General features: G+C 53.9%; 27 protein-coding genes. 15 read left to right on the top strand and 12 right to left on the bottom strand.

The window, feature by feature from the left end; translation table 11 throughout:
- Positions 1-48 precede the first annotated feature (48 nt).
- Both D3A97_RS11125 and D3A97_RS11120 read left to right on the top strand, forming a co-directional pair.
- Positions 49-1,269 (top strand): trans-sulfuration enzyme family protein, encoded by a 1,221-nt coding sequence (locus tag D3A97_RS11125; RefSeq protein WP_119078589.1) that lies wholly within the window; start codon positions 49-51, stop codon positions 1,267-1,269.
- Positions 1,270-1,278: 9 nt separating this feature from the next.
- Entirely contained in the window at positions 1,279-1,740 is a 462-nt protein-coding gene (locus tag D3A97_RS11120; protein WP_119078588.1) for a GNAT family N-acetyltransferase, read from the top strand.
- A gap of 206 nt (positions 1,741-1,946) precedes the next feature.
- On the opposite strand, the gene D3A97_RS11115 is transcribed toward D3A97_RS11120, so the two are convergent.
- The 4 genes from D3A97_RS11115 to D3A97_RS11100 all read right to left on the bottom strand — a co-directional run bounded on the left by D3A97_RS11115 (position 1,947) and on the right by D3A97_RS11100 (position 4,855).
- Positions 1,947-2,330: a hypothetical protein gene (locus D3A97_RS11115; protein WP_119078587.1), complete on the bottom strand. Its 384-nt coding sequence runs from the start codon at positions 2,328-2,330 to the stop codon at positions 1,947-1,949.
- 465 nt (positions 2,331-2,795) lie between these two features.
- Positions 2,796-3,707: an ACP S-malonyltransferase gene (gene fabD / locus D3A97_RS11110; protein ID WP_119078586.1), complete on the bottom strand. Its 912-nt coding sequence runs from the start codon at positions 3,705-3,707 to the stop codon at positions 2,796-2,798.
- 110 nt (positions 3,708-3,817) lie between these two features.
- Positions 3,818-4,423, bottom strand: coding sequence for a GTP cyclohydrolase I FolE (gene folE, locus D3A97_RS11105; RefSeq protein WP_119078585.1), 606 nt, complete (start codon positions 4,421-4,423; stop codon positions 3,818-3,820).
- A gap of 18 nt (positions 4,424-4,441) precedes the next feature.
- Complete coding sequence (locus D3A97_RS11100) at positions 4,442-4,855, bottom strand: 6-pyruvoyl trahydropterin synthase family protein (RefSeq protein WP_119078584.1); 414 nt, start codon at positions 4,853-4,855, stop codon at positions 4,442-4,444.
- Positions 4,856-4,940: 85 nt separating this feature from the next.
- Here D3A97_RS11100 and mqnB point away from each other — a divergent pair, with 85 nt between their 5' ends.
- Together mqnB and D3A97_RS11090 are read left to right on the top strand one after the other, a co-directional pair.
- A complete protein-coding gene (mqnB, locus tag D3A97_RS11095; RefSeq protein ID WP_157986481.1) occupies positions 4,941-5,597 on the top strand; it encodes a futalosine hydrolase in 657 nt (218 codons plus the stop codon).
- 6 nt (positions 5,598-5,603) lie between these two features.
- A complete protein-coding gene (locus D3A97_RS11090) occupies positions 5,604-6,389 on the top strand; it encodes a 1,4-dihydroxy-6-naphtoate synthase (RefSeq protein WP_119078582.1) in 786 nt (261 codons plus the stop codon).
- A 9-nt stretch (positions 6,390-6,398) separates the two neighbouring features.
- On the opposite strand, the gene D3A97_RS11085 is transcribed toward D3A97_RS11090, so the two are convergent.
- From D3A97_RS11085 to D3A97_RS11050, 8 genes are all read right to left on the bottom strand, one after another.
- Positions 6,399-7,202, bottom strand: coding sequence for an aminotransferase class IV (locus D3A97_RS11085; protein WP_157986480.1), 804 nt, complete (start codon positions 7,200-7,202; stop codon positions 6,399-6,401).
- 41 nt (positions 7,203-7,243) lie between these two features.
- A complete protein-coding gene (locus D3A97_RS11080) occupies positions 7,244-7,900 on the bottom strand; it encodes a 3-oxoacid CoA-transferase subunit B (protein ID WP_119078580.1) in 657 nt (218 codons plus the stop codon).
- Positions 7,901-7,911: 11 nt separating this feature from the next.
- On the bottom strand, positions 7,912-8,604 hold the full coding sequence (locus tag D3A97_RS11075; protein WP_119078579.1) for a CoA transferase subunit A: 693 nt from the start codon (positions 8,602-8,604) through the stop codon (positions 7,912-7,914).
- 19 nt (positions 8,605-8,623) lie between these two features.
- Positions 8,624-9,085 (bottom strand): DUF4296 domain-containing protein, encoded by a 462-nt coding sequence (locus D3A97_RS11070; protein WP_119078578.1) that lies wholly within the window; start codon positions 9,083-9,085, stop codon positions 8,624-8,626.
- Positions 9,086-10,003, bottom strand: coding sequence for a type IX secretion system protein PorD (gene porD, locus D3A97_RS11065; protein WP_119078577.1), 918 nt, complete (start codon positions 10,001-10,003; stop codon positions 9,086-9,088). It abuts the gene before it with no gap.
- Positions 9,996-11,201: a bifunctional phosphopantothenoylcysteine decarboxylase/phosphopantothenate--cysteine ligase CoaBC gene (gene coaBC / locus D3A97_RS11060; RefSeq protein WP_119078576.1), complete on the bottom strand. Its 1,206-nt coding sequence runs from the start codon at positions 11,199-11,201 to the stop codon at positions 9,996-9,998. Before coaBC ends, porD begins: the two co-directional genes overlap by 8 nt.
- Before the next feature lie 74 nt (positions 11,202-11,275).
- Positions 11,276-11,584 (bottom strand): DNA-directed RNA polymerase subunit omega, encoded by a 309-nt coding sequence (locus D3A97_RS11055; RefSeq protein ID WP_232825935.1) that lies wholly within the window; start codon positions 11,582-11,584, stop codon positions 11,276-11,278.
- 1 nt (position 11,585) lies between these two features.
- Positions 11,586-12,419 (bottom strand): outer membrane protein assembly factor BamD, encoded by an 834-nt coding sequence (locus D3A97_RS11050; RefSeq protein WP_119078574.1) that lies wholly within the window; start codon positions 12,417-12,419, stop codon positions 11,586-11,588.
- Positions 12,420-12,730: 311 nt separating this feature from the next.
- Here D3A97_RS11050 and mraZ point away from each other — a divergent pair, with 311 nt between their 5' ends.
- The 11 genes from mraZ to D3A97_RS10995 all read left to right on the top strand — a co-directional run bounded on the left by mraZ (position 12,731) and on the right by D3A97_RS10995 (position 25,632).
- Complete coding sequence (mraZ, locus tag D3A97_RS11045; protein ID WP_119078573.1) at positions 12,731-13,201, top strand: division/cell wall cluster transcriptional repressor MraZ; 471 nt, start codon at positions 12,731-12,733, stop codon at positions 13,199-13,201.
- A 10-nt stretch (positions 13,202-13,211) separates the two neighbouring features.
- Positions 13,212-14,120 carry a 16S rRNA (cytosine(1402)-N(4))-methyltransferase RsmH gene (gene rsmH / locus D3A97_RS11040; RefSeq protein ID WP_119078572.1) on the top strand — a complete coding sequence of 303 codons (909 nt, stop codon included), beginning with the start codon at positions 13,212-13,214 and terminating at the stop codon, positions 14,118-14,120.
- An 80-nt stretch (positions 14,121-14,200) separates the two neighbouring features.
- Complete coding sequence (locus tag D3A97_RS11035; protein ID WP_232825934.1) at positions 14,201-14,575, top strand: FtsL-like putative cell division protein; 375 nt, start codon at positions 14,201-14,203, stop codon at positions 14,573-14,575.
- Between the two features lie 30 nt (positions 14,576-14,605).
- Entirely contained in the window at positions 14,606-16,708 is a 2,103-nt protein-coding gene (locus D3A97_RS11030) for a PASTA domain-containing penicillin-binding protein (RefSeq protein ID WP_119078571.1), read from the top strand.
- A gap of 35 nt (positions 16,709-16,743) precedes the next feature.
- Positions 16,744-18,210, top strand: coding sequence for a UDP-N-acetylmuramoyl-L-alanyl-D-glutamate--2,6-diaminopimelate ligase (locus tag D3A97_RS11025; protein ID WP_119078570.1), 1,467 nt, complete (start codon positions 16,744-16,746; stop codon positions 18,208-18,210).
- A 9-nt stretch (positions 18,211-18,219) separates the two neighbouring features.
- Positions 18,220-19,473: a phospho-N-acetylmuramoyl-pentapeptide-transferase gene (mraY, locus tag D3A97_RS11020; RefSeq protein ID WP_119078569.1), complete on the top strand. Its 1,254-nt coding sequence runs from the start codon at positions 18,220-18,222 to the stop codon at positions 19,471-19,473.
- A gap of 2 nt (positions 19,474-19,475) precedes the next feature.
- Positions 19,476-20,810 (top strand): UDP-N-acetylmuramoyl-L-alanine--D-glutamate ligase, encoded by a 1,335-nt coding sequence (gene murD, locus D3A97_RS11015; protein ID WP_232825933.1) that lies wholly within the window; start codon positions 19,476-19,478, stop codon positions 20,808-20,810.
- A gap of 18 nt (positions 20,811-20,828) precedes the next feature.
- Positions 20,829-21,998, top strand: coding sequence for an FtsW/RodA/SpoVE family cell cycle protein (locus tag D3A97_RS11010; protein ID WP_119078568.1), 1,170 nt, complete (start codon positions 20,829-20,831; stop codon positions 21,996-21,998).
- A gap of 17 nt (positions 21,999-22,015) precedes the next feature.
- Positions 22,016-23,107, top strand: coding sequence for an undecaprenyldiphospho-muramoylpentapeptide beta-N-acetylglucosaminyltransferase (gene murG / locus D3A97_RS11005; protein ID WP_119078567.1), 1,092 nt, complete (start codon positions 22,016-22,018; stop codon positions 23,105-23,107).
- Between the two features lie 14 nt (positions 23,108-23,121).
- Positions 23,122-24,480, top strand: a complete 1,359-nt coding sequence (gene murC, locus D3A97_RS11000; RefSeq protein WP_119078566.1) for a UDP-N-acetylmuramate--L-alanine ligase — start codon at positions 23,122-23,124, stop codon at positions 24,478-24,480.
- Positions 24,481-24,612: 132 nt separating this feature from the next.
- Entirely contained in the window at positions 24,613-25,632 is a 1,020-nt protein-coding gene (locus D3A97_RS10995) for a cell division protein FtsQ/DivIB (protein WP_119078565.1), read from the top strand.
- The last annotated feature ends 15 nt before the right edge of the window (positions 25,633-25,647 follow it).

Below are 25,647 nucleotides of genomic sequence, written 5' to 3'. Positions count from 1 at the left end.
AAATTATAACAAGATACTCATAACCGGAAAACATTCAAATATCAAACCATGAAACAAACACCGCTCACTGGTTTCAGTTCAGTATGCGTACATGCCGGGCATGAACAGGATCCCCTGTATGCCCACCTTACACCCATATACGCTTCGTCTACCTATGTATACGACTCTGCAGACCAGGGCATGCGCCGCTTCAGCGGGCAGGAAGACGGCTATATTTACACCCGCTGGGACAGTCCCAATTTCCGCGAAGCCGAAGAAAAAATGGCGGCGCTGGAATGTTTTGGCCTTACCGGCCCGGACGGCAGCCCGCTGAAGGCCAAGGCCAAACTGCACTCCTCCGGCATGGGCGCGCTGTCTACCCTCTTCCTCTCTCACCTCAAGGCAGGCGACAAAGTGATTTCCCACTATTCTCTCTATGGCGGCACAGACGAGCTGTTCAGGAAAATATTGCCGCCGCTGGGCATTGAAGCGGTGATAGTGGACATGCAGGACGTGGCAGGCACCGAAGCCGCCATCAAGGCAGATCCCGCCATCCGCATGATGTACCTGGAAACGCCGGCCAACCCTACCCTGCGCTGCGTAGACCTGGAAGCGCTCCTGGGCCTGGCACAGCAGCACAAGCTGGTATCCGCGGTAGACAACACCTTTGCCACCCCGTACCTGCAGCAGCCTTTTGCCTATGGAGCAGATTATGTTTTTCATTCCACCACCAAGTTCCTGAACGGCCACGGCACGGCCATTGGCGGCGTGCTGATAGGAAGGGATGCGGAAGCCATGCGGGGCCCGGTAGAAAAGGTACACCGCCTGCTGGGCGCCAATAGCAACCCCTTCGACGCATTTTTGCTGACACAGGGCATCAAAACGCTGGAAGTGCGCATGGAGCGTCATTGCCACAACGCTATGGAGGTAGCCGGTTTTCTTGACGGGCACCCCGCCGTGGCCAAAGTGAACTACCTGGGCCTGGCAGACCATCCAGACTTTGCCGTTGCCGCCCGGCAAATGAAACACGCCGGCGCCATGCTGAGCTTTGAGCTGAAAGGCGGCCTGGAAGCAGGCAAACGTTTTATAGACCGGTTGCAGATGTGCCTCCGCGCCGTATCTCTCGGCACTTGCGACACCCTGATATGCCACCCCGCCTCCATGACGCACTACGGCGTGCCGAAAGAACTACGGGAGAAATACGAGATCACAGACGGCCTCATCCGTATGAGCGTGGGCATAGAAGCCGTAACGGATATACTCAATGACCTTGACCAGGCTTTGCAATAAAAAAGGAATATGTCTACACCCATTCACATAAGAAGAGCAGAGAAAAAAGATTGCGCCCGCATGATGGAACTGGTGCGGGAACTGGCCTTATACGAAAAAGCGCCGGAGCAGGTTACCGTAACACTGGAACATTTCGAGCAAAGCGGCTTTGGCCCCAACCCCGTATGGTGGGCCTTTATAGCGGAAACAGACGGCGTTATCACCGGCTTGGCCCTCTACTACATCCGGTACTCTACGTGGAAAGGCAGCCGCATGTTCCTGGAAGATATCATTGTAACGGAAAGCGCCCGCGGCCAGGGCATTGGCAAACTGTTATTTGACCGGCTGATAGTGGAAGCCAAAGAGCGGAAACTGAACGGGATCGTATGGCAGGTGCTGGAATGGAACGAGCCCGCCATCAATTTCTATAAAAAGTACAATGCGAAGTTTGACCCGGAGTGGTGGAATGCGAGCATTGAGGTGGCGGAATAGCGTGCGGCGTTAGCCGGCATTTGTACGCGAACAATAGCGGATGTTCGGAAGGCGGCGGAATAGTGTGTGCGGCGTTAGCTGGCATTTGTACGCGAACAATAGCGGATGTTCGGAGGGTGGCGGAATAGTGTGCGGCGTTAGCTGGCATTTGTACGCGAACAATAGCGGATGTTCGGAGGGTGGCGGAATAGTGTGCGGCGCCGCCCCTATTGTTTCTCAAACACCAGTATATCTCCCAGCCCGCCCGGGTCTGTAAAGAAACGCCCGATGGTAAAAGAGCGGCCGTCTGCGCTCATGCGAAAATAGAATTTTTCCTGCCGGGTGCGCAGCAGCAGGCTGTCTCCCTGAACGGAGTAAAAATAAATGCCTGATTCGTTGGCCCGGCTTACTTCAGGCGACAGCTGGCGGCTCTGGAAATAGAAGCTCCGCTCTTCCGCAACATCGGTGCCGGCGCCCGGTACCGCCTCCCTGAAAACGATCACTTCCTTCCGCTGGCTTTTTTCCAGCCACCGGTCTTCCAGGCTTTGAGATTTGGTGCAGGCGGTGAGCAGGGCCGCGCCTGCCAGGATGGAGAAAAAAGTTGTTTTCATGGCGGGATGTATTGTATGCGTAAAACGGAAAAGCTGGAGGAATAGTTACAATAGTATCGAAAATCGGCTAATGCAAATATGTTTGCACCTACACGCATCCATGCTTTTGATATGGAGGAGATATGGCCCATCTATAGCCAAGGTCACGAGCAGCTATAGTGAAGATATGCTAAAACCTGCCATGGGAGCGTGTTAAAGGAAACTCCTGGAAATGCCGATGCAGGAGGTGAACATGCAGCGATGCTGCTTTTCTGATAGTAAATTAACCATGTATAGTGAAAATGCGGCCCTACTGTTATAATGTGGCCGCATTTTCCCTGCCATATGTCTTTGCCGCAACCTGTTCCGGCCAAATATCACGCCTGCCACAAAGCAGGCTTGTAACGGATCGCCCACCCTGCAGTATATGCATATTGCTGATGCAGCAGGTTTGCGTGTTTGCTGAACTGGTTGGCAGCCTGCGGCTTATCCTTTCGCTACCGCTTCCTCCAGTCCGGTGCTGATACCGTCCGTAACCGCGTTTTTGTCAATTTTGGCAATCAGTCCCTGCAGTACCTTGCCGGGGCCTACTTCCGTAAACCGGCCCGCACCGTCTGCGATCATGGCTTGTACGCATTGTGTCCATTTTACAGCGCCGGTGAGCTGGCTGATGAGGTTTTGCCTGATCTCCTGCGGGTCTGTTACGGCTTTGGCCACCACGTTCTGGTAAACGGGGCAAACAGGCGTGTTGAAGGCCGTTTTTTCAATGGCGGCCTGCAGCTCGTTTTGGGCGGGGGCCATCAGCGGGGAGTGAAAAGCGCCCCCAACGGCCAGCTCCATGGCCCTTTTGGCGCCAGCGGCTTTCAGCAGCTCAATGGCGCGGGCAATGGCCGTTTTGGTGCCGGAAATCACCAGCTGGCCGGGACAGTTATAGTTGGCGGGCACCACTACATCATCTGTAATGGTAGCGCAGATCTCTTCTACCTTTGCATCTTCCATACCCAGTACTACGGCCATGGTGGACGGCGTTATTTCGCAGGCCTTCTGCATGGCGTTGGCGCGGATGGCCACCAGGCGCAGGGCATCTTCAAAACCGAGGGCGCCGTTGGCCACCAGGGCGGAGAACTCGCCGAGGGAGTGGCCGGCCGTCATTTCCGGGCGCGGGTTGCTCAGGCAGAGGTAACCGATCACGGAATGCAGGAACACCGCCGGCTGCGTTACCCGGGTCTGTTTGAGGTCTTCTTCAGACCCTTCGAACATGATATCTGAAATCCGGAAACCCAGTATCTCATTGGCTTTTTCAAATAAAGACCGGGCCTGGGCGTTGTTGTCGTAAAAACTTTTACCCATACCGGTAAACTGTGCTCCCTGACCGGGAAATACAAAGGCGTGTTTCATTTGATTTGCTTCAATCTTGTTAATTATCAGATAACAAATATATGTAAAAAAATATGGTTTAATCCGGCAGATGCTGGCTTAAACCATAGGGACCTTGTTGCCGGGGCATTTTACCGGCGGCTGAGCAGGTCAGAGCTGATCAGTTTCATGAACTCCGCGCGGGTAGCGCCATCCTGGAACTGGCCGCTGAAAGCGGAGGTGGTGGTCACGGAATTTTGTTTCTGTACGCCCCGCATCATCATGCAAAGGTGCTGTGCCTCGATCACCACGCCTACGCCCTGCGGCTCCAGGGTTTCCTGGATAGCGTCCAGTATCTGGTGGGTAAGGCGCTCCTGCACCTGCAGGCGGCGGGCAAATACGTCTACCACCCGGGCTATCTTGCTGAGGCCGGTAATATAACCATTGGGGATATACGCCACATGCGCCTTGCCAAAGAAGGGCAGCATATGGTGCTCGCACATGGAGTACAGCTCTATGTCCTTCACTATCACCATTTCACTGTAAGATTCCGTAAAACGTGCGCCGCGGAGTATTTCCCGGGCATCCTGCCCGTAACCCTGGGTCATATATTGCATGGCCTTGGCCATCCGTTCCGGGGTTTTCAACAGCCCCTCGCGCTCCGGATCTTCTCCCAGCAGCGCTATTGCTTCCTTATAATTCCCTATCAGTCCCGATGTCACTCTCTCCTCGTACTTTTCTTCCTTCTTGTAAGCCATAGTCCTGTTTTTAGTCAATTATTTGCCGCCGTAGTATTCTACGTAGATCTTGGCGGTTTCGTGCAACTTGATGCAATGCAATTGCACCGTGCCCGGCAGGTGTTTTTCCAGTTGCTCCCAGATGGCAATGGCCACGTTTTCCGCAGAAGTGAACTTGTCTTTCATAAAATCCACGTCCAGGTTCAGGTTCTTATGGTCCAGTTTCTCAACGATCACGTCTTTGATCAATACCCCCAGGGTTTTGGCGTTAAACACAAAGCCGGTTTCGGGATCGGGGTTGCCCTTGATAGTCACATGCAGGTCATAATTATGGCCATGCCAGTTGTCGTTCGCACATTTGCCGAACACCTCAAGGTTCTGCTCCTTGCTCCATTGCGGATTAAATAACTTGTGTGCCGCATTAAAATGCTCCACGCGCGTCAGATAGATCATTTCTAGTAGTTGTGATAAATTTCTGCAAATTTAAAGCAATTAGACGAGAACGGGGGGATGTAGGAGTTTAATGTACCTTTACAGGATGAAATTGCTGCTCGTTGCCGCTACGGAACTGGAAATAAAAACAGCGCTGAACTGGCTGGACGAAGAAAAGTACCCCGATGTGGACGTGCTGATCACCGGCGTGGGCATGATGGCCGCCGCCTGGCAGCTGGGCCGGTATTTTGCCCGCAACAGGCCGGATCTGGCCATACAGGCCGGTATTGCCGGCAGTTTCCGCCGCGGCTGGCCGCTGGGAGAAACCGTACTGGTAGCCCGGGAGACCCTGGGAGACCTGGGCGCGGATGACAACGGCCGTTTTCTCGACCTGTTCGACATGGGCCTGTGGGAAGCCGGCATGCCGCCTTTTACGGAAAAAGAACTGGTGAATACGCTGCGCCTTTTCCCGGAAAGCCTCCAGGGCCTGCCGCAGGCAACAGGCGTTACCGTCAATACCGTGAGCGGCAGCGAAACCGCTGTTGCCCGCCTGCAGGCGCAATACCGGCCAGACGTGGAGACGATGGAAGGAGCACCCTTCCACTACAGCTGCCTGCTGGAACAGGTACCTTTTGTACAGTTGCGCAGCATTTCCAATTATGTGGAACCGCGGGACAAAAGCAAATGGAACATTTCCCTTGCCCTGCAAAACCTAAACAATACGCTGCGCTCCCTGCTGGAAGAGCTGCGTCAAAAAGAATAACCGGATATGGAACTGACACTGGGCTTTTCGCCCTGCCCGAACGATACGTTCATATTTGATGCGCTGGTCAACCACCAGCTCAACACCAACGGCCTGCAATTCAATACCCTGCTGGAAGATGTGGAAACGCTCAACCAGTGGGCTATGCACGGCAAACTGCACATCACCAAGCTGAGTTTTGCCGCCGGCCTCAAAGTGGCGGACCAATACTGCCTGCTCAACAGCGGCAGCGCGCTGGGAAGAGGCTGCGGCCCGCTGCTGATAGCCCGCGAGCCTGTGGAGGCCGCAAGGGTGAAAGACCTCACGGTAGCCATTCCCGGGGAAAACACCACGGCCAACCTGCTGTTCAGCATTGCCTACCCGGATGCCCGGCATAAAAAGATCATGCTGTTCTCAGACATCGAGAACGCCGTATTGAGCGGCGCCGCAGACGCCGGCGTTATCATCCATGAAAACCGTTTCACCTATCAGCAAAAAGGACTGGTCAAACTGGCGGACCTGGGAGAGTTCTGGGAAAACAAAACAGGCCAGCCCATTCCATTAGGCGGTATTTTTATACGGAAAGACGTGCCGGAGGAAATACAGCAGCAGGTAGACGCTTTGATCCGCAGCAGCCTGCAGCAGGCCTTTGCCGCTTACCCTGTGCTTTCTCCCTATGTAAAAGCGCATGCCCAGGAAATGGACGAGCAGGTGATGCGCCAGCATATAGACCTTTACGTTAACCAGTTCAGCCTTGACCTGGGCGAAGAAGGCCGAACGGCCATTGAGCAACTGAAATCGATGGTGGCCTGAGATGCCCGCTTACAACATAGACTCGTACAGCAGGTCATGCAGGATCACGGAAGCAGCGTTCCCGTAACTGGTATCGCGGAACTGCCCTACCCAACGGATGCCGTAAATGGCGTTGGTGAGAAATATTTCGTCAGCGTTCTCCAGATCGCTGATCCGGAGCGGCTGTTCTTTTATCTTGAAAGGTATTTCGGTCTGCAGCAGGTGCTTGCGCATCACGCCGCACACGCAGCCTTCGCTGAGCGGCGGGGTTAGTATATCGTTCCCCTTAACAATAAAAACATTGGCAATGGTACTGTCTGCCACGCGGCCGTACTGGTTCAGCAACAGTGACTCGCTGATCTGGTGCTCTTTGGCGTAAAGGGCGGCCAGTACGTAGGGCAGGCAGTTGTTGGATTTTACGCTTGACAGTTTGTCTCCCGGTTTGATAGCGTCCGGGAACACGTCCATGGTGAGGCCGGCCTGGTTCAGCTCAAAAATATGCCTTGGCAGCTTCCAGCACTGGATGATAAATTCCGGCGTATGGTCTACGGGATCGTACAGTCCTGTTCCGGCCCGCCATACGGTGAGGCGCACACGGGCCAGGTCACTTACGCCGCTGGCGCGGCACAGTTCCAGCACAAGGCCGGTAAAGTATTCTTTGGTGAAGTGCGGTGGAATGTGAAAATGAAGAATGTGCAGGCTCATCATCAGCCGCTCAAAATGGAGGTCGGCCAGCAACAGTTGCCCCTGGTACACCTTCATGGTCTCAAAACATCCGTCGCCATACCTGAAACTGCGATTATCTACGGTCAGCAACGGTTTATCAGCCGCCATGAATTTTCCGTTATAACACAATTGCATACTGTAAGTTACGATTATAAAACCATTTCAGGCACATCGCCTTTTATGACCAGGCGCCCGGCCGTTTTAGCTTTTATCTCCTCCACACTCACGCCCGGCGCGCGTTCCAGTAGCTGAAAGCCTTCCGGCGTAACATCCAGCACAGCCAGCTCCGTCACTATTTTTTTTACACATTTAACACCGGTGAGCGGTAACGAGCATTGCGGCAGCAGTTTGCTTTCCCCTTTGGGGTTGGTATGCATCATGGCCACTATGATGTTTTGGGCAGATGCCACCAGGTCCATGGCGCCGCCCATGCCTTTCACCATTTTTCCGGGTATTTTCCAGTTGGCGATATCTCCCGTATCAGACACTTCCATGGCGCCCAGCACGGTCAGGTCTACCTTACCCGCGCGTATCATGCCAAAACTCTCGACCGAGTCAAAAAAGGCGCCGCCGGGCAGCACGGTTACCGTTTCCTTGCCGGCGTTGATAAGGTCTGCGTCTATCTCCGCTTCCGCGGGGTAAGGGCCCATGCCCAGCATCCCGTTCTCAGACTGCAGCATAATGGAAATGCCGGCGGGCACAAAGTTGGATACCAACGTGGGAATACCGATGCCCAGGTTCACGTACATACCGTCACGCAGCTCCTGCGCAATACGTTTTGCAATACCAAATTTATCGAGGGCCATAACAGCAGGTTTTAGATTTTAACTGTTTTTCGCTCAATGCGTTTTTCATAACCGCTCCCCTGGAAAATGCGGTGTACATAAATACCGGGAACATGTACCTGGTCCGGGTCCAGCTCACCCGGCCGCACCAGGTGCTCCACTTCGGCAATGGTGATATGGCCCGCTTTGGCCATGGAGGTGCTGAAGTTGCGGGTGGTTTTGCGGAATACGAGGTTGCCCATCGTATCCCCTTTCCAGGCCTTTACAATGGCAAAGTCCGCATGCAGCGCCAGTTCCATCAGGTAATCCTTGCCGTTGAAGCGGCGGGTTTCCTTGCCTTCGGCTATTTCGGTACCATAACCGGCGGGGGTAAAAAACGCCGGGATGCCCATCCCCGCCATTTGTATGCGCGTGGCCAGGGTGCCCTGCGGAATGAGGTCTACCTCCAGCTCGCCGGAGAGCAGCTGCCGTTCAAATTCCGCGTTCTCCCCCACGTAAGAAGCCATCATTTTCCTGATCTGCCGGGTTTTCAGCAGCAGGCCCAGGCCAAAGTCATCTACCCCCGCGTTGTTGGAAATACAGGTGAGGTTGTTGATGCCGCTGCGTACCAGCGCCGCAATGCTGTTTTCGGGAATGCCGCACAGGCCAAAGCCGCCCAGCATCAGCGTGGCGCCGCTGGGAATGTCTTTCACGGCCTCGTCAGCGTTAACAATTACTTTCTGCATGTTTTGGTGTTGTGGTGGTTCAGGGTAAAATCAGCCGCAGGCTGTCTGCCGGGCAGTACAGCGAGTCCCAGTGCGTGCGCCGTTCAATGCCATATTTCAGGTCGGATTGTTTGCGCTCAATGGAATCCATCACTTCCCTCCGCCTTTGCACAATAGCCTGCATCTGCTTGTATATTTCTTCCAGCCGGTCCGAATGCAACTCATAGAACCGGTAACTGTTCAGGAACTCGTCTTTCGTAACGTTGTGCAACTGCAGTATCTGCACATAGTACCGCTTGATATGCTGCTCCCTCACGCTATCCGCAATATGCACGGTGTCTACGCCCTGGTCACGGCCATATACTTCCGCATAGTTCATATCCAGCAAAATATCCCGCATCTTTTCAGGGGGCAATACGCCCTTCGGCGTTCTGTCTGCCTGTCCGCAGGCCAGCAGCACGCTGAACAATAAAACGCCGACTGTCTTTCTCAGGTTCATCATTTATCTTAATTGCTGGTATTTATTTGCATTGGGCACATCCAGTTGCGCCAGCATCTGCCCCGCCCTGGTTTTTTCCTGCGGGGGCGCCTTGGAGAATATTTTAAACAGTTCGTCGTTTTTGGCATTGAAGAAAGCGGCCAGCAGCATGGAGTTGGGCAGCTCTTCGTGAATGCCCATGAGCAGCGTGAGGCAGTTCATAACGGCGGCGCGGCCCTTGTTGGTATCTTCATACATCTGGTCAAGCCCCATGCGGTGGTACTGGTACATCACGTCATGAAAACGGGCAAACTTCACGTTCAGCAGGTTATCCTGCAGCCAGTAGCGGTTGCGGTTGCCTTCAAACGCCTTCCAGCCGGAAATGTCTTTGCCGTCTGGCGCGTTGTTCACCACGTTAAGCGCCTTTTTGAAAAAAGCGTCGCCGCCGCGGGGAGAGAACGAGTCGTAATCCAGGCCCAGTATGATGTAGTTGTAATACGCGAGTATGGCGGTGAGGTTGGATACCAGCGGGTCATTGCCTACAATGCGCTGCTCGTTGAACTCCAGCGGCTGGAACTCCACGTATTTGAACACCACGTTGTTATCCTGCGTATTGAGCAGGCTGGTGGTGTAGCCGGAGTTGTACACCGGCCGGGTGGCCTGTATGGTGAGGGATGCCTTGTAGGTATTGTTGCCCAAAGCCTGGGTAACGTTCAGCAGGAAGTTGCATTCTATGCGTTCCGCGGGCGCATAAGCGTCATCAGACCAGCGGCGGTTATTGATAAATTCCGAAAGGGCCGTTTGCAGGGTGGCAAATACTTTTTTGTCTGTACTGGTGCCCAGCTGGGCCGCCTGCACAGATACGTTGGCTCTCAGCTCCTGGGCGTCTGAACGGTAACAGGCCAGCAGGCAAAGGGAAAAGAATACAATCCGTTTAAGCATGTTGCAGATCAATTATAGCCATTACAATGTTGCGGGCCACCTCCTGTTTGGACTGGAGGGGCAGCACCTGCTCCTGCCCGCTGCGGGAGAGCAGTGTCACTTTATTGGTATCATGGTTGAACCCGGCGCCGGCGTCGTTCAGGGAGTTGAGCACCACCATGTCCAGGTTCTTGTCCTGTAATTTCTTCAGCGCATATTCTTTTTCGTTGTTGGTTTCCAGCGAAAAGCCCACCAACACCTGGCCGTTCTTTTTCTGCGCGCCCAGGGTGCGGGCAATGTCTGCCGTTTTCTCCAGTTCCAGGCGCATGTCTTCCTCCTTCTTCTTGATCTTTTTATCCGCCACGCTGCGGGGCCTGTAGTCGGCCACCGCCGCGGCCATCACCATGATATCCGCGGAAGGGGCCAGTGCCGTGCATTGGTCAAACATATTTGCCGCCGTTACCACACGATGGATATGCACGCCTTTGTGGAGCGTGCCCAGGTGTGTAGGGCCCAGCACCAGCTCCACCGTAGCGCCGGCTTCCGCCAGGGCTTCTGCCAGGGCAATGCCCATTTTACCGCTGGAATGGTTGCTGATGAAACGCACGGGGTCTATAGGCTCCTGCGTGGGGCCGGCAGATACCAGGGCCGTTTTGCCGGCCAGCGGTTTTTGCTGCTGTTCGCCGCTGAAAAAGCTGTAGAGGTATGCTACGATGGCTTCCGGCTCGGCCATTCTGCCTTCGCCGAAGAGGCCGCTGGCCAGTTCCCCTTTATGTACAGGCAACTGCCGGTGGCCATAGGCCAGCAGGCGGGCCACATTGGCTTTGGTGGCGGGGTGCAGCCACATGTCCTCATCCATGGCCGGCGCAAACAGCACCGGGCAGGTGGCGGAGAGGTACACGGCCAGCAGCAGGTTATCGCAAATGCCGTTGGCCATTTTGGCGATGGTGTTCACGGAGGCCGGGGCTATCAGCATCACGTCTGCCCAGCGGCCCAGCATCACGTGGTTAGCCCAGGTGCCGTTTTCGCTGACGGTAACCCCCACTTCGTTTTTGGAAAGGGTAGAAAGCGTAAGCGGGGTAATGAAATCGCAGGCGGCCGGCGTCATCAGCACCTTTACCTGGGCCCCCTCCTTTACCAGGAGGCGCACCAGTATGGCCGCCTTGTAGGCCGCAATGCTGCCGGAAACCCCTAAAAGAATTTTTTTCCCTTGTAGCATGTCACAAAACAAAAGCGGCAGAACAAAACATTCTGCCGCTATGAAGTTAATATTTTTCGTGATAAACGGTGAGATCAGCTATACAGATCGTCATCGTTCTTACGGAAGTAAATTTTGTTCTCCAGGAACTCGTTGGTAGCCTGGATAGCGGAATTGGCCAGTCTCTCATAAAAACGGGAGATCTCTATCTGCTCCTTGTTCTCATGCACTTCCTCCAGGTTGTCCGTATGGCTGGCAAACTCTTCCAGTTTGGAATGCAGCTCTTCCTTTACGGTGATATTGATCTGGTTTGCCCTTTTGGCAATAATGGCAATGGACTCGTACAGGTTACCGGTTCTGTTCTTGATGTCAGTGGTGTTCCTGGTCTCTACCCAGGGGTTCATGCTACTGGTTAGACTTCTCTTTATTTTGCTCATTTTCCAGGTGTTTAAGATTATTTTTTGCTAAGGTAAAGTATTTTTCGGCATCAGAGCGCAATTTGCTATCCGGGTACCGGTCCGAGAACTCCAGGTACTCGGTCAGCACCGTTTCATAGCGGTCTTTCTGCTTGGCGGGGATGCTGTTCTTGGCGTACAGGTAATAAGCCTTGATAGCCATGTACTTATAACTGTCACTCTTGTCAGAATCCGGGTAGGCGCGCATCAGGCTCTGGAAAGACACCCCGGCGGCCTTGTAGTGCCCCAGGTTGTAATACAGTTCCGCGGCGTTGAACTCCTTCTGTTCCAGCTTGCGGCGCAACAGCTCTATGATCACGTTGGCCTCGGCTGATTTCTCGGAATTGGGATAGGAGTTGATGAAGGTCTGCATGGCGGCAATGGCCTTTTCCGTATTGGTCTGGTCAAGCGCCGGTTTGGGAGACAGTTTATAATAGCAGTAAGCCTGCATATAGTCTATTTCCTGCGCCCGGGGGCTGCTGGGCAGCGCTTCCAGGTAGTTTTTGAAGTGGAAACCCGCCTGCTGGTAATCTTTCAGGTAGAAAGAGCAGTAGGCGTACTTGTAATACAGCCCTTCAAACTTCTCGGTACCTTTAAATACGGGGATCATTTCCTCATATAGCGTTTGCGCCATCTGGTACTTCTTCTTTTCGTACATTTTGTCAGCATAGGCCAGTTTTTTCTCCAGGTCATTGCTTTTTTCAATACGCCGTAGCTCCTTGTTACAGGAGACTGTACCCACGGCAAAGGCCAGCAGGCCAATATATAAGAGAATTTTCCTCATAAAAAAAGAGTCGCGAAGGTACGAATTAAAAGCAAAAAACGGTAATGCTATAATAGGCGAAGTTAAAATTTTGCAAAAACGGTGATTTTGAGGACGATTGCGGCATATCCACACCTGAAATCCACATATGCACACTTTATTCACATTGACCAACTAACTATCCACACCCCTGTCGCATTCACCACCCCTTAACCCCTTTCTGGCAGGCACAATATGGCTGTGGAAAAAATATATAATCCATTTTTTCGGTTAAAAGTGGGAAAAAGTGTTATTTTGTGTTAGAAAATGGAAATCAACACCTAAAACGAAGCATGACGGGTTTTCTGGGAGAATATGAAGCCACGCTGGACGCCAAAGGGCGCTTCCTGCTCCCTGCCGGGTTTAAACGGCAGATAGCAGAAAGTGCGGGTAACCAGTTTGTGCTGAACCGCGGCTTTGAAAAGTGTTTGACGCTGTACCCCATGAACGAGTGGCAGCCCATACAGGAGAAGATCGGCAAGCTGAACGATTTTGATCCGAAAGTTAGGGAATTTCGCCGCTATTTTCTCAATGGGGCCACCATCCTGGAACTGGATAGCGCGGGGAGGCTGAACATCCCCAAAAACCTGATGGCGCATGCGGGGTTAGACAAAGACATTGTGCTCACGGCGGCCAACAACAAGATAGAGATCTGGGATAAAACGAAATACCAGGAGTTCTTTGATAATTTTTCACCGGAAGCCTTCAGTAGCCTGGCGCAACAGGTAATGGGCGGAGGAGACGGCTCAAACCCTGTACTGTAAAGCGGCCAATATGGAAACACCCGGATACCACCTGCCCGTTTTGCTCCACGAAGTGGTGGCAAACTTACAGATCAGGCCAGACGGCACGTACATAGACGCCACTTTTGGCGGCGGCGGCCACTCCAAGGCTATCCTGGAGCAACTGGGCCCCCAGGGCCGGCTGATCGTGTTTGACCAGGATGAAGACGCCTACCGCAACCGCATCCCTGACGAAAGGGTGGTGTTTGTCCGCGAGAATTTCCGGCACCTGCACCGCTTCCTGAAGCTGCATAAAGCGCTGGACGCAGACGGGCTGCTGGCAGACCTCGGGGTATCCTCCCACCAGTTCGATACCGGCGCCCGGGGATTTTCCACCCGGTTTGACGGCAACCTGGACATGCGGATGGACACGCGCAACAAGGTGACGGCGGCAGACATCCTGCAGACCTATTCCGAACAGCACCTGCACCAGTTGTTCCAGAATTACGGAGAAGTCACCAACTCCCGCACCCTGGCCAAAACAATTGTGCAACTGCGCAAAGCCCACCCCCTGAAGACCATTGCGGAGTTTAAATCACTCATACAGCCCATCGTAAAAGGCAACCCCGCAAAGTACCTGGCACAGGTGTTCCAGGCGCTGAGAATAGAAGTGAACGATGAGCTGGGCGCCCTCAAAGACCTGCTTACCCAGTCTTCAACCGTGTTGGGACCGGGCGGCAAACTGGCCATCATCACCTTCCACTCGCTGGAAGACAGGCTGGTGAAAAACTATATGAAGGCCGGCAGTTTTGAAACGGCGGATGAAAATCCCTACAGTTTCGAAACACCGCCCAGGCTGTTCAAACTGATCACGAAAAAACCGGTAACGGCCAGTGAGAAGGAATTAAGGGCTAACCCCCGGAGCCGCAGCGCCAAGCTGCGGGTGGCAGAAAAAATATGACCGTTGACGTTGCTTCCATCCTATCCCCCTGTTACCGGAAAAATAGACATCGTATTAACTGTTGATAAACCTTGTAAGTGTTGCGGGAAGAAGAAAAGCATATCATAGCAGAAGAGGCCGGCGGGGAACCGCTGCCCAGGGAGCCGAAGAAAGAATGGCGCCTGCGGATCAACTACAGGCTGATCACGCAGAACCTGCCCTTCATCCTTTTCCTGGCCGTGATTGCGCTGATCTACATCGCCAACAGCCACCTGGCCGAAAAAAAGGTACGCAGGATCAACAAGTTGAGCAGGGAAATAAAAGAGCTGAAATGGGAATACCTGAGCGTAAAAAGCGAACTGATGTTCCGCAGCAAACTGAGTGAAGTGAGCAAAGCCGTGGAACCGCTGGGATTGAAAGAACTGAGCACGCCCCCGCAGCGGATAGAAGTGAAAGCACCTGAACAAGCGCAATAATTTAAAACAAGATACTGACACTGACCCGGCATGGAGATTAAAAAGGACATACTATGGCGAGCATACCTCTGCTTTATTGGCATGGGTGTATTTGCCGTGGCCATCCTCGGCAAAGTGTTCTTCATCCAGCATGTGGAAGGCAACAAATGGCGCAGCCTGGCAGACAGCCTCCATACCTCTTTTATGGACCTCGATGCAGACCGCGGCACCATTTACTCCGAAGAAGGCCGCATGCTCTCCACCTCCATCCCCTACTTCGACCTCCGTATAGACTTCAGGGCAGACGGACTGCAAGACCCCAAGAAGACGATCTTCAAGGATAATGTAGACTCCCTGTCCTGGTACCTCGCCGATCTCTTCAGAGACCGTACCGCCACCCAGTACAAAAAACTGCTGAAGGAAGGCTATGCCGATAAAGACCGCTACTTTCTGCTGAAGCGGGATATCCGCTTTGATGAATACCAGGCCGTACGCACCTTTCCCATGTTCCGCCTGGGCCGTAACAAAGGCGGCCTCATTGCGGAAACCAAGAACAAACGCATCAACCCCTTCAAACTGCTTGCCAACCGCACCATTGGCCTCTCCCGCGAGAACGCCCAGAACGTGGGGCTGGAAAGAACGTATGACAGCAGCCTCAGCGGCGTGACCGGCAAACGCCTCATGCGCCGCATTGCCGGCGGTACCTACATGCCGGTAGAAGGCTATGACATTGAGCCGGAAAACGGGAAAGATGTGGTAACCACCCTGGACGTGAACATGCAGGACATTGTGGAGAACGCCCTCATGAAAATGATGGTGCAGAACGAGGCCGAACACGGCACCTGCATACTCATGGAGGTCAAAACAGGGAAAATAAAGGCCATTGCCAACCTGGGCCGCCAGAAAGACGGCAGCTACTGGGAAGACATGAACTATGCCATACAGGTGAGCGAGCCCGGCTCCACCTTCAAGCTGGCCACCATGATAGCCGTGCTGGAAGACGGATACGTTAACGCCAATACCCTTGTAGACCTCAACTACGGCAAATGGCCCATTAACCGCCGCGTGGTATATGATTCCGAGCCGCATCACCTCACCACCGTAACGGTGAAGAAAGCTTTTGAACGCAGCTCCAACGTAGGCATGGCCAAACTCGCCTACCAGTTCTATTACAAGAAACCGGACGAGTTTGCCGCCCACCTGAAAAAGCTGCACCTGGACAGGCGCACCGGCATAGACCTGGCCGGAGAAGGCGCCCCCACCATACCCACCACTGCCAGCAAACACTGGAGCGCGGTAACCCTGCCCTGGATGGCCTTTGGGTATAACGTGCTGCAAACGCCCCTGCAAACGGCCATGCTGTACAATGCCGTGGCCAACAAGGGCAAAATGATGAAGCCTTACCTGGTCAACTCCATTATGGAATACGGCCAGCCCATCCGCCAGTTTGACCCGGTGGTGATGGAAGACAGCATCTGCACCTCCCGCACGCTGGCGCAATTGCAAGACATGCTGGAAGGCGTGGTGCTGAACGGTACGGCCTCCAAGCTGCAAACGCCCTACTACCGCTTTGCCGGCAAAACAGGCACGGCGCTGGTAGCCAATGGCAACCGCGGTTACGCGGACAAGATCTACCAGTCGTCTTTTGCAGGTTACTTCCCGGCAGACGATCCCCAGTACACCTGCGTGGTGGTGATCAAGAACAGGCCGCACGCCGCCAAGTTTTACGGCGGTACCGTAGCAGGGCCCGTTTTCCGCGAAGTGGCAGACAAACTGTACGCCCTGGCCGTTCAAAAACCGCGTTCCCTCAACGGCAACACCGCGCTGGATACCCTCATGGCCATGAAGGGCGGCAAAGGCAGCGAGTGGAGAAGCGTGGCCAGCACCCTCAATATTCCCTTTGAAGGGCCGCTCACCACCTCTAACTGGGTGAGCGCGGACATAAAGAACAACAAGCTCAGCTTTACACCGGTAACAGCAGCCTCCGGGCTGGTGCCAAACGTGAAAGGCATGGGCCTCAAAGACGCCCTCTACCTGCTGGAAAACGCAGGCCTTCGGGTAGTCATAAAAGGAGCCGGGAAAGTCAGTTCCCAATCCATCCAGGGCGGCAGCCCCGTGGGGAAAGAACAGACAATAGTGATCGAATTGAGCTGACAGGCATAAAACGTAAAAGGAACATTCGGATTTTAATGAAAACGCTGCGCGAAATATTATACAACGTAAACATCCTGAACGTACAGGGCAATAACGACATTGCCGTACGGGCGCTGTTTATAGATTCAAGGCGGGTAACGGAAGGCAGCGTATTCTTTGCCATTCGCGGCGCGGCGGCAGACGGGCATGCGTATATCCCCACCGCCATAGCGCAGGGCGCCGCGGCCGTGGTTTGCGAAACCCTGCCGGATACCCTGGCGCCCAATGTTTGTTATGTGCAGGTGGCCAGCAGTGCCCAGGCCAGCGGCGTAATGGCCGGCAACTTTTATGATAACCCCTCCCACCAGCTGAAACTGGTAGGCGTTACAGGCACCAACGGCAAAACCACCATTGCCACTCTCCTGTTCCGCCTCTTCACCGGGCTGGGCTACCATTGCGGCCTGCTCTCCACCGTGCAGAACCAGATAGGCGAGCGGATAGTGCCCGCCACGCACACCACGCCTGACCCCGTCAGCCTCAACGCGCTGCTGGCAGACATGGTGGCGGAAGGTTGCCTCTTTGCGTTTATGGAAGTAAGCTCCCATGCCATTCACCAGCAACGTATTGCCGGACTGAAGTTTGCCGGGGGCATCTTTTCCAATATCACGCATGACCACCTGGACTACCATAAAACATTTGACGAATACATCCGTGTAAAAAAGAGCTTCTTTGACCAGCTGCCCACACAGGCCTTTGCGCTCACCAACCTGGACGATAAACGCGGGAACGTGATGCTGCAAAACACCAAAGCCCGCAAAGCCTCCTACAGCCTGCGCAGCATGGCAGACTTCAAGGGCAGGATACTGGAGAACAACCTCACCGGGCTGGTGATGCAGGTAGGTGAAAAGGAAGTCCACTTCCGCCTCATCGGCGAGTTCAACGCCTACAACCTGCTGGCCGTATACGGCGCGGCGGTGTTGCTGGAAGAAGATAAAGACCGCGTGCTGGCCGCCCTCAGCAACATACAGGGCGCCGAAGGCCGCTTCGATTATATCATTTCACAGAACATGCGCGTAATAGGCATTGTAGACTACGCTCACACGCCTGATGCGCTGCTCAATGTGCTGGCCACCATCAAGAACTTGCGCCAGGGCCATGAGCAGATCATTACCGTGGTGGGCTGCGGGGGAGACCGGGATACGGCCAAACGCCCGGTAATGGGCGAAGTAGCCGCAGAGCACAGTGACAAGGTGATATTCACGTCAGACAACCCGCGGTCTGAAGACCCCGGGGAAATTATCCGGCAAATGGAAGCCGGCGTGGCCGTGCATCAGCGGAAAAAGACCATTTCTATCGCAGACCGCCGGGAAGCCATCAAAACTGCCTGCAGCCTGGCGCAGCAGGAAGATATCATACTCGTGGCCGGCAAGGGGCACGAAAAGTACCAGGAGGTCAGCGGCGTGAAACACCCGTTTGATGATAAAAAGGTGCTGGAAGAAATGTTTGAACTATTTGAAAAGTAAGATCACGATATGTTATATTATCTGTTCAATTATTTAAAAACCGAGTTTAACTACACAGGCACCGGCATGTGGCAGTACATTACCTTCCGGGTAACCATGGCCTTGCTGTTGTCTCTCGTGATCTCCCTGCTCCTGGGCAAGCGCATCGTAAAATACCTGCAGCGGAAACAGATCGGTGAAACCATCCGTGACCTCGGCCTGGCCGGCGAACAGACCAAAAAAGGCACCCCCACCATGGGCGGCCTCATCATCCTCGCCGCCATCATCATCCCCACCCTGCTGTTTGCCCGGGTCATGAACGTATACATCCTGCTCATTCTGCTCTCCACCATCTGGCTGGGGCTGATCGGGTTCATAGATGACTATATCAAGGTATTCAAAAAGAACAAGGAAGGGCTGGCCGGCCGCTTCAAGATACTGGGGCAGGTAGGCCTCGGCCTCATTGTAGGCGCTACGCTGTACTTCAACGAGAACGTGGTGATGAGCCGCGAGATCATGACAGACAAGAAACTGGCCCCCTACGAAAGGGTGATCTCCAGCACGGAACGCGTAACGGAAGACGGGCAGCGGTTCGTAGACGTGAAAACGCCCATCACCACCATCCCCTTCGTAAAGAACCACGAGTTCAACTACGCCAAGCTCATTTCCTGGATGGGCCCCGGCGCGGAGAAATACACGTTCGTGCTCTACATACTGGTAGTGATCCTCATCATTACCGCCGTATCTAACGGCGCCAACCTGACAGACGGGCTGGACGGGCTGGCCACCGGCGTTTCCGCCGTAATAGGCATTGGCCTCGGCATTTTTGCCTATGTAAGCGGCAACATCCAGTTTGCGGAGTACCTCAACATCATGTACATCCCCAACCTGGGCGAGCTGTCTATTTTCATTGCGGCCTTTGTAGGCGCCTGCGTGGGCTTTCTCTGGTACAATGCCTACCCCGCCCAGGTGTTCATGGGAGATACAGGCAGCCTGGCGCTCGGCGGCATCATTGCCTCCCTGGCCATCATTGTTCGTAAAGAGCTGTTGCTGCCCATCATCTGCGGTGTGTTTTTCGTGGAAAGCCTGAGCGTAATGATACAGGTAGCCTACTTCAAATACACCAAACGGAAATACGGCGAAGGCAGAAGGGTGTTCCTGATGAGCCCCCTGCACCATCACTACCAGAAGCTGGGTTATCATGAAAGCAAAATAGCCGTGCGTTTCTGGATCGTGACGGTGATGTGCGTGGTGTTTGGCATTGCCACCTTAAAAATGAGATAAGCATGAAGCTGGTGATACTTGGAGCAGGAGAAAGCGGCATTGGCGCGGCGTTGCTGGGAAAAAAACAGGGATATAACGTGTTTGTGTCAGACGGGGGGCAGATAAAAGATATTTATAAACAGGAACTGGCCGTGAACCAGATAGCCTTTGAGGAAGGCCACCACTCCTGGGACGTGATACTCGGCGCGGATGAAATTGTGAAAAGCCCCGGCATACCGGAAAAATCGGAGCTGATGAAAAAAGTGCGGGAACGGGGCGTACCGGTTATTTCGGAAATAGAGCTGGCCTGGCGGTTCAGCAAAGACAAGAAGATCATTGCCATTACGGGAAGCAACGGTAAAAGCACCACCACGGCGCTCACTTACCACATTTTCAGAACAGCCGGCCTCAACGCCGCCCTGGTTGGTAACATAGGCGTAAGCTATGCCCGCCAGGTAGCCATAGAGCCCGCTGACTATTATATCATAGAGATCAGCAGCTTCCAGCTGGATGATATCGTAGCGTTCAAACCGGATGTAGCCATCCTCCTGAACATTACGCCAGACCACCTGGACCGCTATGATTATAAAATGGAGAACTATGTGGCGTCAAAATTCCGCATAGCCATGAACCAGACGAAAGACGATTATTTTATCTATTGCATGGATGATCCGGAGATCCGGAGTTATTTGGCAACAAAACCCATTTATTCAGAACCAATACCTTTTAGCATTATGGAACAATTGAAAGAAGGTGGATTTATCGAGAACGACCAGGTGAACATTAACGTGAAAGATGAACCGGTAATTATGTCTATGTACGACCTGGCTTTAAAAGGTAAACATAATTTGTATAATTCAATGGCAGCAGGTATTGCAGGCCGCACCATGGATATACGGAAAGAAAAGATCCGCGAAAGCCTCAGCACTTTCAAAAGCCTGGAGCACCGGATGGAGTACGTGGCCACTGTGCGCGGTGTAGATTTTATCAATGACAGCAAGGCAACCAACGTCAATTCCGTATGGTTTGCCCTGGAAAGCATGGAACGCCCGGTGATCCTGGTCATGGGCGGGGTAGACAAAGGCAACGATTACAGCGCCATCCGCGAGCTGGTGCGTGAAAAGGTCAAAGCCATTGTTTGCCTGGGGGTAGACAACCGCCCCATTCACGAGGCGCTGTCCAAAGACATGGAAGTAATGGTGAATACAGACAATATGAAGGATGCCGTTAACGCAGCCTTCCAACTGGCCAGCAAGGGCGATGTGGTATTGCTCTCCCCCGCCTGCGCCAGCTTCGACCTCTTCAAGAACTATGAAGAACGGGGCCGCCAGTTCAAAGAAGCAGTAAGGGAACTTTAAATCTTTTAAAACATACACGTGAACAACATTCTTCAAAGGACGAAAGGTGACAAGGTGATCTGGACCATTGTGTTCTTCCTGTCTGCTGTAAGCCTGTTGGCAGTGTACAGTTCAACCGGCTCTTTGGCATACCGCGTATACAGCGGGCATACGGAATACTACCTGTTCAAGCAGCTGTCTGTACTGCTGCTGGGCGTGGTGATCATCTATTTTGCCCACCGGGTGAACTACACCATCTATTCCCGGGTGGCACAAATAGGTTTCCTGTTGTCTATTCCGCTGCTGATCTACACCCTGGCCTTCGGTTCCAACCTGAACGACGCCAGCCGGTGGATACGGCTGCCGGTGATCAACCTCACGTTCCAGACATCAGACATTGCCAAACTGGCGCTGTTCATGTACGTGTCCCGCCAGTTGTCACGCAAGCAGCAGGTGATCACGGATTTCAGGAAAGGTTTTCTGCCCATCATTGTGCCGGTAGGCATCATCTGCGCGCTGATCATGCCGGCCAATATGAGTACGGCCCTGCTGCTGGGCGCCAGCTGCATGCTGCTCTGCTTCATTGGCCGCGTACCGCTGAAATACCTGCTGTCTATGGTGGCCGGCGCACTGCTGCTGGTGATACTGATGTTCGCCATTGCTGCCTTTACAGGAGACAAGGGGCGTACCAACGTATGGAAAACGAGGATAGAGAGCTTTTTCAGCAAAGCGGATGAAGACGTGCCTTACCAGGTGCAGCAATCCATGATTGCCATTGCAGGCGGCGGCACCCTGGGCAAAGGCCCGGGCAACAGTACGGCAAGAAACTTTTTGCCGCACCCGTATTCTGATTTTATTTATGCAATAATTCTTGAAGAGTATGGTATCTTTGGCGCCTTTTTGGTGTTGGCGGCGTACCTCCTCTTGCTCTTGAGAAGTATCAGCATATTCAAGAACTGCCCCTATGCTTTCGGCGCGTTCCTGGCCCTGGGCCTGAGCGTAACGCTGGTCATACAGGCGCTGATGCATATGGCGGTAAATGTTCACCTGCTGCCGGTTACAGGGTTGACCCTGCCGCTGGTGAGCATGGGCGGGTCTTCGGTGATATTCACCAGCCTGGCCATCGGTATCATTCTCAGCGTGTCCAGGCACGTAGAAGAAGCAGAAGGGAAAAAACAGGAAGTTACCAATACCGCGGCAGCGGCATAAAGCATATATAATATTAAATGGCACACAAAGTAATCATAGCAGGCGGCGGCACAGGAGGGCACATCTTCCCGGCCATTGCCATTGCCAACGCGCTCCGCAAACTGGAGCCCGATGCTGATATTCTCTTTGTGGGCGCCACCGGCAAAATGGAAATGGAGAAAGTGCCGCAGGCAGGCTATCCAATCGAAGGGTTGGAGATCGCGGGCTTTAACCGCAGCAACATGTTGAAAAACCTGTTGCTGCCGTTCAAGCTCCTGAAAAGCCTCCGGCAGGCACGTACCATACTGGCACGTTTCCAGCCGGACGTAGTGGTGGGTGTGGGTGGTTATGCCAGCTTCCCCATATTGAGGGCGGCACAGAAAAAAGGCATCCCCACCCTCATACAGGAACAAAATTCCTATGCCGGTAAAAGCAACAAGATACTCGGCCGCAAAGCCGGTAAAATTTGTGTGGGCTACGAAGGCATGGACAAGTTTTTCCCGGCGGAAAAGCTGCTTTATACCGGCAACCCGGTGAGGAGCGCCATTTCGCAAAGCGCCGTGAGCAAAGACGATGCCCTGCGCCACTTTGGCCTCATGATGGGCAAGCCCACCATACTGGCCGTAGGCGGCAGCCTGGGCGCCAAGGCCATCAACGAGGCCCTGCTGCCCCGCCTGGCGGATTTTGTGAATAAAGACATACAGCTCATCTGGCAAACCGGCACCCTGTTTTACGAACAGGCCAAAGCCGCCGCCGCGCCGTTTGCCACGCATGTAAAAGTGCATGACTTCATCAACGTCATGGACTTTGCCTACAAAGCGGCAGACGCCGTTATTTCACGGGCGGGCGCCCTGGCCATTGCGGAACTGTGTGTGGTGAAAAAACCGGTGATCTTTGTGCCCTATCCTTTTGCGGCGGAAGATCATCAGACCAAAAACGCCATGAGCCTGGTGCAGAAAAACGCCGCCCTCATCATCAAGAATGACGAAGCAGGCAGCAGGCTGGTAAATGAGGCGCTGAGCCTGGTGCAGAACAAGGCGCTGATGGAGCAGCTGGAAACGAACATGGCCCCGCTGGGCAATACGAACGCAGATATGACCATAGCCCGGGCCGTACTCGGGCTTGTTTAAATATAAATTCCCGGATGGAATTGAAACAGATACATAGGATCTATTTTGTTGGCATAGGCGGCATCGGTATGAGCGCCATTGCCCGCTTCTTTCATGAAAAGGGCGTGGCAGTGAGCGGGTATGACCGTACCTCCACCCAGCTTACACAGCAGCTGGAGGCGGAAGGCATCCCCATCCACTATACAGAAGACCTGGCGCAGATAGACAAGGCGGCCAACCTGGTAGTGTACACCCCCGCCATCCCCGCCACGCAAAAAGAACTGGTGTATTACCGGGAAAACGGGTACAAAGTGGTGAAACGCAGTGACGTCCTGCAGGAGATCACCCGGGAGCTGTTTGCCATCACCGTGGCCGGCACGCACGGCAAAACCACCGTATCTACCATGGTGGCGCATTTGCTGCGCCACTCCGGGTACGGCTGCAATGCCTTCCTGGGCGGTATCAGCTCCAACTACGGCAAAAATTTCTGGAGCAGCGAAAAACCGGTGGCAGTGATAGAAGCGGACGAATATGACCGTTCCTTCCTGAAACTGAACCCAGACATTGCCCTGCTCACCGCCATGGACCCTGACCACCTGGACATTTACGGCACCCCGGCGGAAGTAGAGGCCGCTTTCATCCAGTATACCCAAAACATCAAGCCCAACGGCACCCTGCTGGCCCGGCACGGCCTGCCCCGCGGCTCCGAACTGAAGGGAGACAACAAGCTCACCTACAGCCTGCAGAACGATGCGGCAGACATTTATGCCACCAACATCCGCATGGACAACGGCGGCTATGAATTTGACGTGATGCAGCAGGGCTGGATGATAGACAATGTGCAACTGCACATAGGCGGCATGCACAACGTGGAAAACGCCGTAGCGGCCATTGGCGTGGCGCACCTGCTGGGTATCAGCAACGATAAAATAAGGACGGCCGTGGCCGATTTCAAAGGCATACGCCGCCGCTTCGAATACCTGGTGAAAAAGAACAGGGTGGTGTACATAGATGATTATGCCCACCATCCGGAAGAGCTGCGGGCGCTTATTACCAGCGCCAAATCACTGTTCCGCGGGAAAAAGTGTACGGTCATTTTCCAGCCGCACCTCTTTACCCGCACGCGGGATTTTGCGGACGGCTTTGCCGAAACGCTTGCCCTGGCAGACGAAGTGGTGCTGCTGCCCATTTACCCCGCCCGGGAGCTGCCCATAGAAGGGGTTACCAGCCAAATGATAGCCGGCCGCATCAAAGGCCCGGCAGTACAGGTCATACCGCGGGACGAGGTGCCCGCCTGGCTGGAAAAGCAGCCTGCGGAACTGGTGATAACGGCGGGAGCGGGAGATATTGATTTACTGAGGGAACCGGTGAAGGAGATATTGGCGTCTCGCTGAGAAATGCCTTGCACTTGTGGAGGGGTTATATGCAATGTAGCCTGGCTGTAGCACTTAGGGGTCAATATTCTGTTGGAACGTTCATTTGGCGGAGAATTAAACAAATTAAAGGTTAATAAACGAACACGCATCATGCAACCTAAAACGAAAACAGCCTTCAAGCGCATTGGCCGCATGCTCCTCTGGGGCACTGTGCTGGCAGGCTTTTCCGTACTGCTGGTTGCTGCCGTGAACGACCGGGAAAGCACCAAATGCCAGGGCATCAAGGTAACGCTGAAAGGAGATGACAGGAATGCCTTTATTGACAAAAAAGACATCAAGGCCCTGATCAACAGCGATGGTAAAAACAACCCGGTGGGCAAAATGATCAGCGAGGTAAACATTGCCAACCTCGAAAAAACCGTAGAGCGCGATCCCTGGGTACGCAGCGCCGAACTGTATTTCGACAACCAGCAGATGCTGAACGTGGTAGTGGAGCAACGGGACCCGCTGGCCCGCGTGTTCACCTTTTCCGGCAACAGTTTTTACCTGGACGGGGATGGGGAGCGTATTCCCGTATCTGACCGCTTCTCCGCCAGGGTACCGGTTTTCACGGGGTTCCCCACGGATGCGGTGCGGCTGAAAAAAGAAGACAGCCTGCTCTACAGCCAGATGCGTGACCTGGCCCGCTTTGTGGCGGCAGACACTTTCTGGAACGCGCAGGTAGAACAGATCATGATCACCGGAGACCGCAAGTTCGAGATCACGCCCAAGTTCGGCAACCATGTGATCGTAGTGGGAGAAGGAACAGACATCGGGAACAAATTCGCCAAACTGCTCATCTTCTACCGCCAAGGGTTGAACAAGGCAGGATGGAATACATATTCAAGGATCAATATTGCTTACCAGGATGAAGTGATCGGAACGAGAAGAGACGGCAAAAGCGCGCCGCCGCCGCCCATGTACAAAGATTCTACCGTGGCAGACGTTACGGTAGACGATGATGACAGTCGCGCTGCGGCCCCTGCGCCCGCGCCGGCGGCAAAACCGAAAGCAAAGGAGAACAAACCGGCCGCCGCCCGCAAGCCCGAAGCCAGGAAGCCCGCAAAGGCCCAGGCGGAAAAGCCCAAGGCGGTATATAAACCAAACAGAAATAATCGTAATCGCAACTAAAAACAATATAGAACC

The organism is Chitinophaga alhagiae, from assembly GCF_003568665.1.
Classification (GTDB): Bacteria; Bacteroidota; Bacteroidia; order Chitinophagales; family Chitinophagaceae; genus Chitinophaga; species Chitinophaga alhagiae.
The sequence above is the reverse complement of the archived record's forward strand: the minus strand, read 5'-3'. Positions and strand labels throughout refer to the sequence as shown.

Excerpts from the sequence above, each read along its gene's own strand:
- D3A97_RS11100 (WP_119078584.1), bottom strand. The coding sequence starts at position 4,855 with ATGATCTATCTGACGCGCGTGGAGCATTTTAATGCGGCACACAAGTTA.
- D3A97_RS11025 (WP_119078570.1), top strand. The coding sequence starts at position 16,744 with ATGAAAACGCTGCGCGAAATATTATACAACGTAAACATCCTGAACGTA.
- D3A97_RS11050 (WP_119078574.1), bottom strand. The coding sequence starts at position 12,419 with ATGAGGAAAATTCTCTTATATATTGGCCTGCTGGCCTTTGCCGTGGGT.
- coaBC (WP_119078576.1), bottom strand. The coding sequence starts at position 11,201 with ATGCTACAAGGGAAAAAAATTCTTTTAGGGGTTTCCGGCAGCATTGCG.
- D3A97_RS11080 (WP_119078580.1), bottom strand. The coding sequence starts at position 7,900 with ATGGCCCTCGATAAATTTGGTATTGCAAAACGTATTGCGCAGGAGCTG.
- rsmH (WP_119078572.1), top strand. The coding sequence starts at position 13,212 with ATGGAAACACCCGGATACCACCTGCCCGTTTTGCTCCACGAAGTGGTG.
- murC (WP_119078566.1), top strand. The coding sequence starts at position 23,122 with ATGGAATTGAAACAGATACATAGGATCTATTTTGTTGGCATAGGCGGC.
- D3A97_RS11115 (WP_119078587.1), bottom strand. The coding sequence starts at position 2,330 with ATGAAAACAACTTTTTTCTCCATCCTGGCAGGCGCGGCCCTGCTCACC.
- murD (WP_232825933.1), top strand. The coding sequence starts at position 19,476 with ATGAAGCTGGTGATACTTGGAGCAGGAGAAAGCGGCATTGGCGCGGCG.
- mqnB (WP_157986481.1), top strand. The coding sequence starts at position 4,941 with ATGAAATTGCTGCTCGTTGCCGCTACGGAACTGGAAATAAAAACAGCG.
- D3A97_RS11030 (WP_119078571.1), top strand. The coding sequence starts at position 14,606 with ATGGAGATTAAAAAGGACATACTATGGCGAGCATACCTCTGCTTTATT.
- D3A97_RS11125 (WP_119078589.1), top strand. The coding sequence starts at position 49 with ATGAAACAAACACCGCTCACTGGTTTCAGTTCAGTATGCGTACATGCC.
- mraY (WP_119078569.1), top strand. The coding sequence starts at position 18,220 with ATGTTATATTATCTGTTCAATTATTTAAAAACCGAGTTTAACTACACA.
- folE (WP_119078585.1), bottom strand. The coding sequence starts at position 4,423 with ATGGCTTACAAGAAGGAAGAAAAGTACGAGGAGAGAGTGACATCGGGA.
- D3A97_RS11120 (WP_119078588.1), top strand. The coding sequence starts at position 1,279 with ATGTCTACACCCATTCACATAAGAAGAGCAGAGAAAAAAGATTGCGCC.
- D3A97_RS11090 (WP_119078582.1), top strand. The coding sequence starts at position 5,604 with ATGGAACTGACACTGGGCTTTTCGCCCTGCCCGAACGATACGTTCATA.
- D3A97_RS11070 (WP_119078578.1), bottom strand. The coding sequence starts at position 9,085 with ATGATGAACCTGAGAAAGACAGTCGGCGTTTTATTGTTCAGCGTGCTG.
- mraZ (WP_119078573.1), top strand. The coding sequence starts at position 12,731 with ATGACGGGTTTTCTGGGAGAATATGAAGCCACGCTGGACGCCAAAGGG.
- porD (WP_119078577.1), bottom strand. The coding sequence starts at position 10,003 with ATGCTTAAACGGATTGTATTCTTTTCCCTTTGCCTGCTGGCCTGTTAC.
- D3A97_RS11075 (WP_119078579.1), bottom strand. The coding sequence starts at position 8,604 with ATGCAGAAAGTAATTGTTAACGCTGACGAGGCCGTGAAAGACATTCCC.
- murG (WP_119078567.1), top strand. The coding sequence starts at position 22,016 with ATGGCACACAAAGTAATCATAGCAGGCGGCGGCACAGGAGGGCACATC.
- fabD (WP_119078586.1), bottom strand. The coding sequence starts at position 3,707 with ATGAAACACGCCTTTGTATTTCCCGGTCAGGGAGCACAGTTTACCGGT.
- D3A97_RS11085 (WP_157986480.1), bottom strand. The coding sequence starts at position 7,202 with ATGGCGGCTGATAAACCGTTGCTGACCGTAGATAATCGCAGTTTCAGG.
- D3A97_RS11055 (WP_232825935.1), bottom strand. The coding sequence starts at position 11,584 with ATGAACCCCTGGGTAGAGACCAGGAACACCACTGACATCAAGAACAGA.
- D3A97_RS10995 (WP_119078565.1), top strand. The coding sequence starts at position 24,613 with ATGCAACCTAAAACGAAAACAGCCTTCAAGCGCATTGGCCGCATGCTC.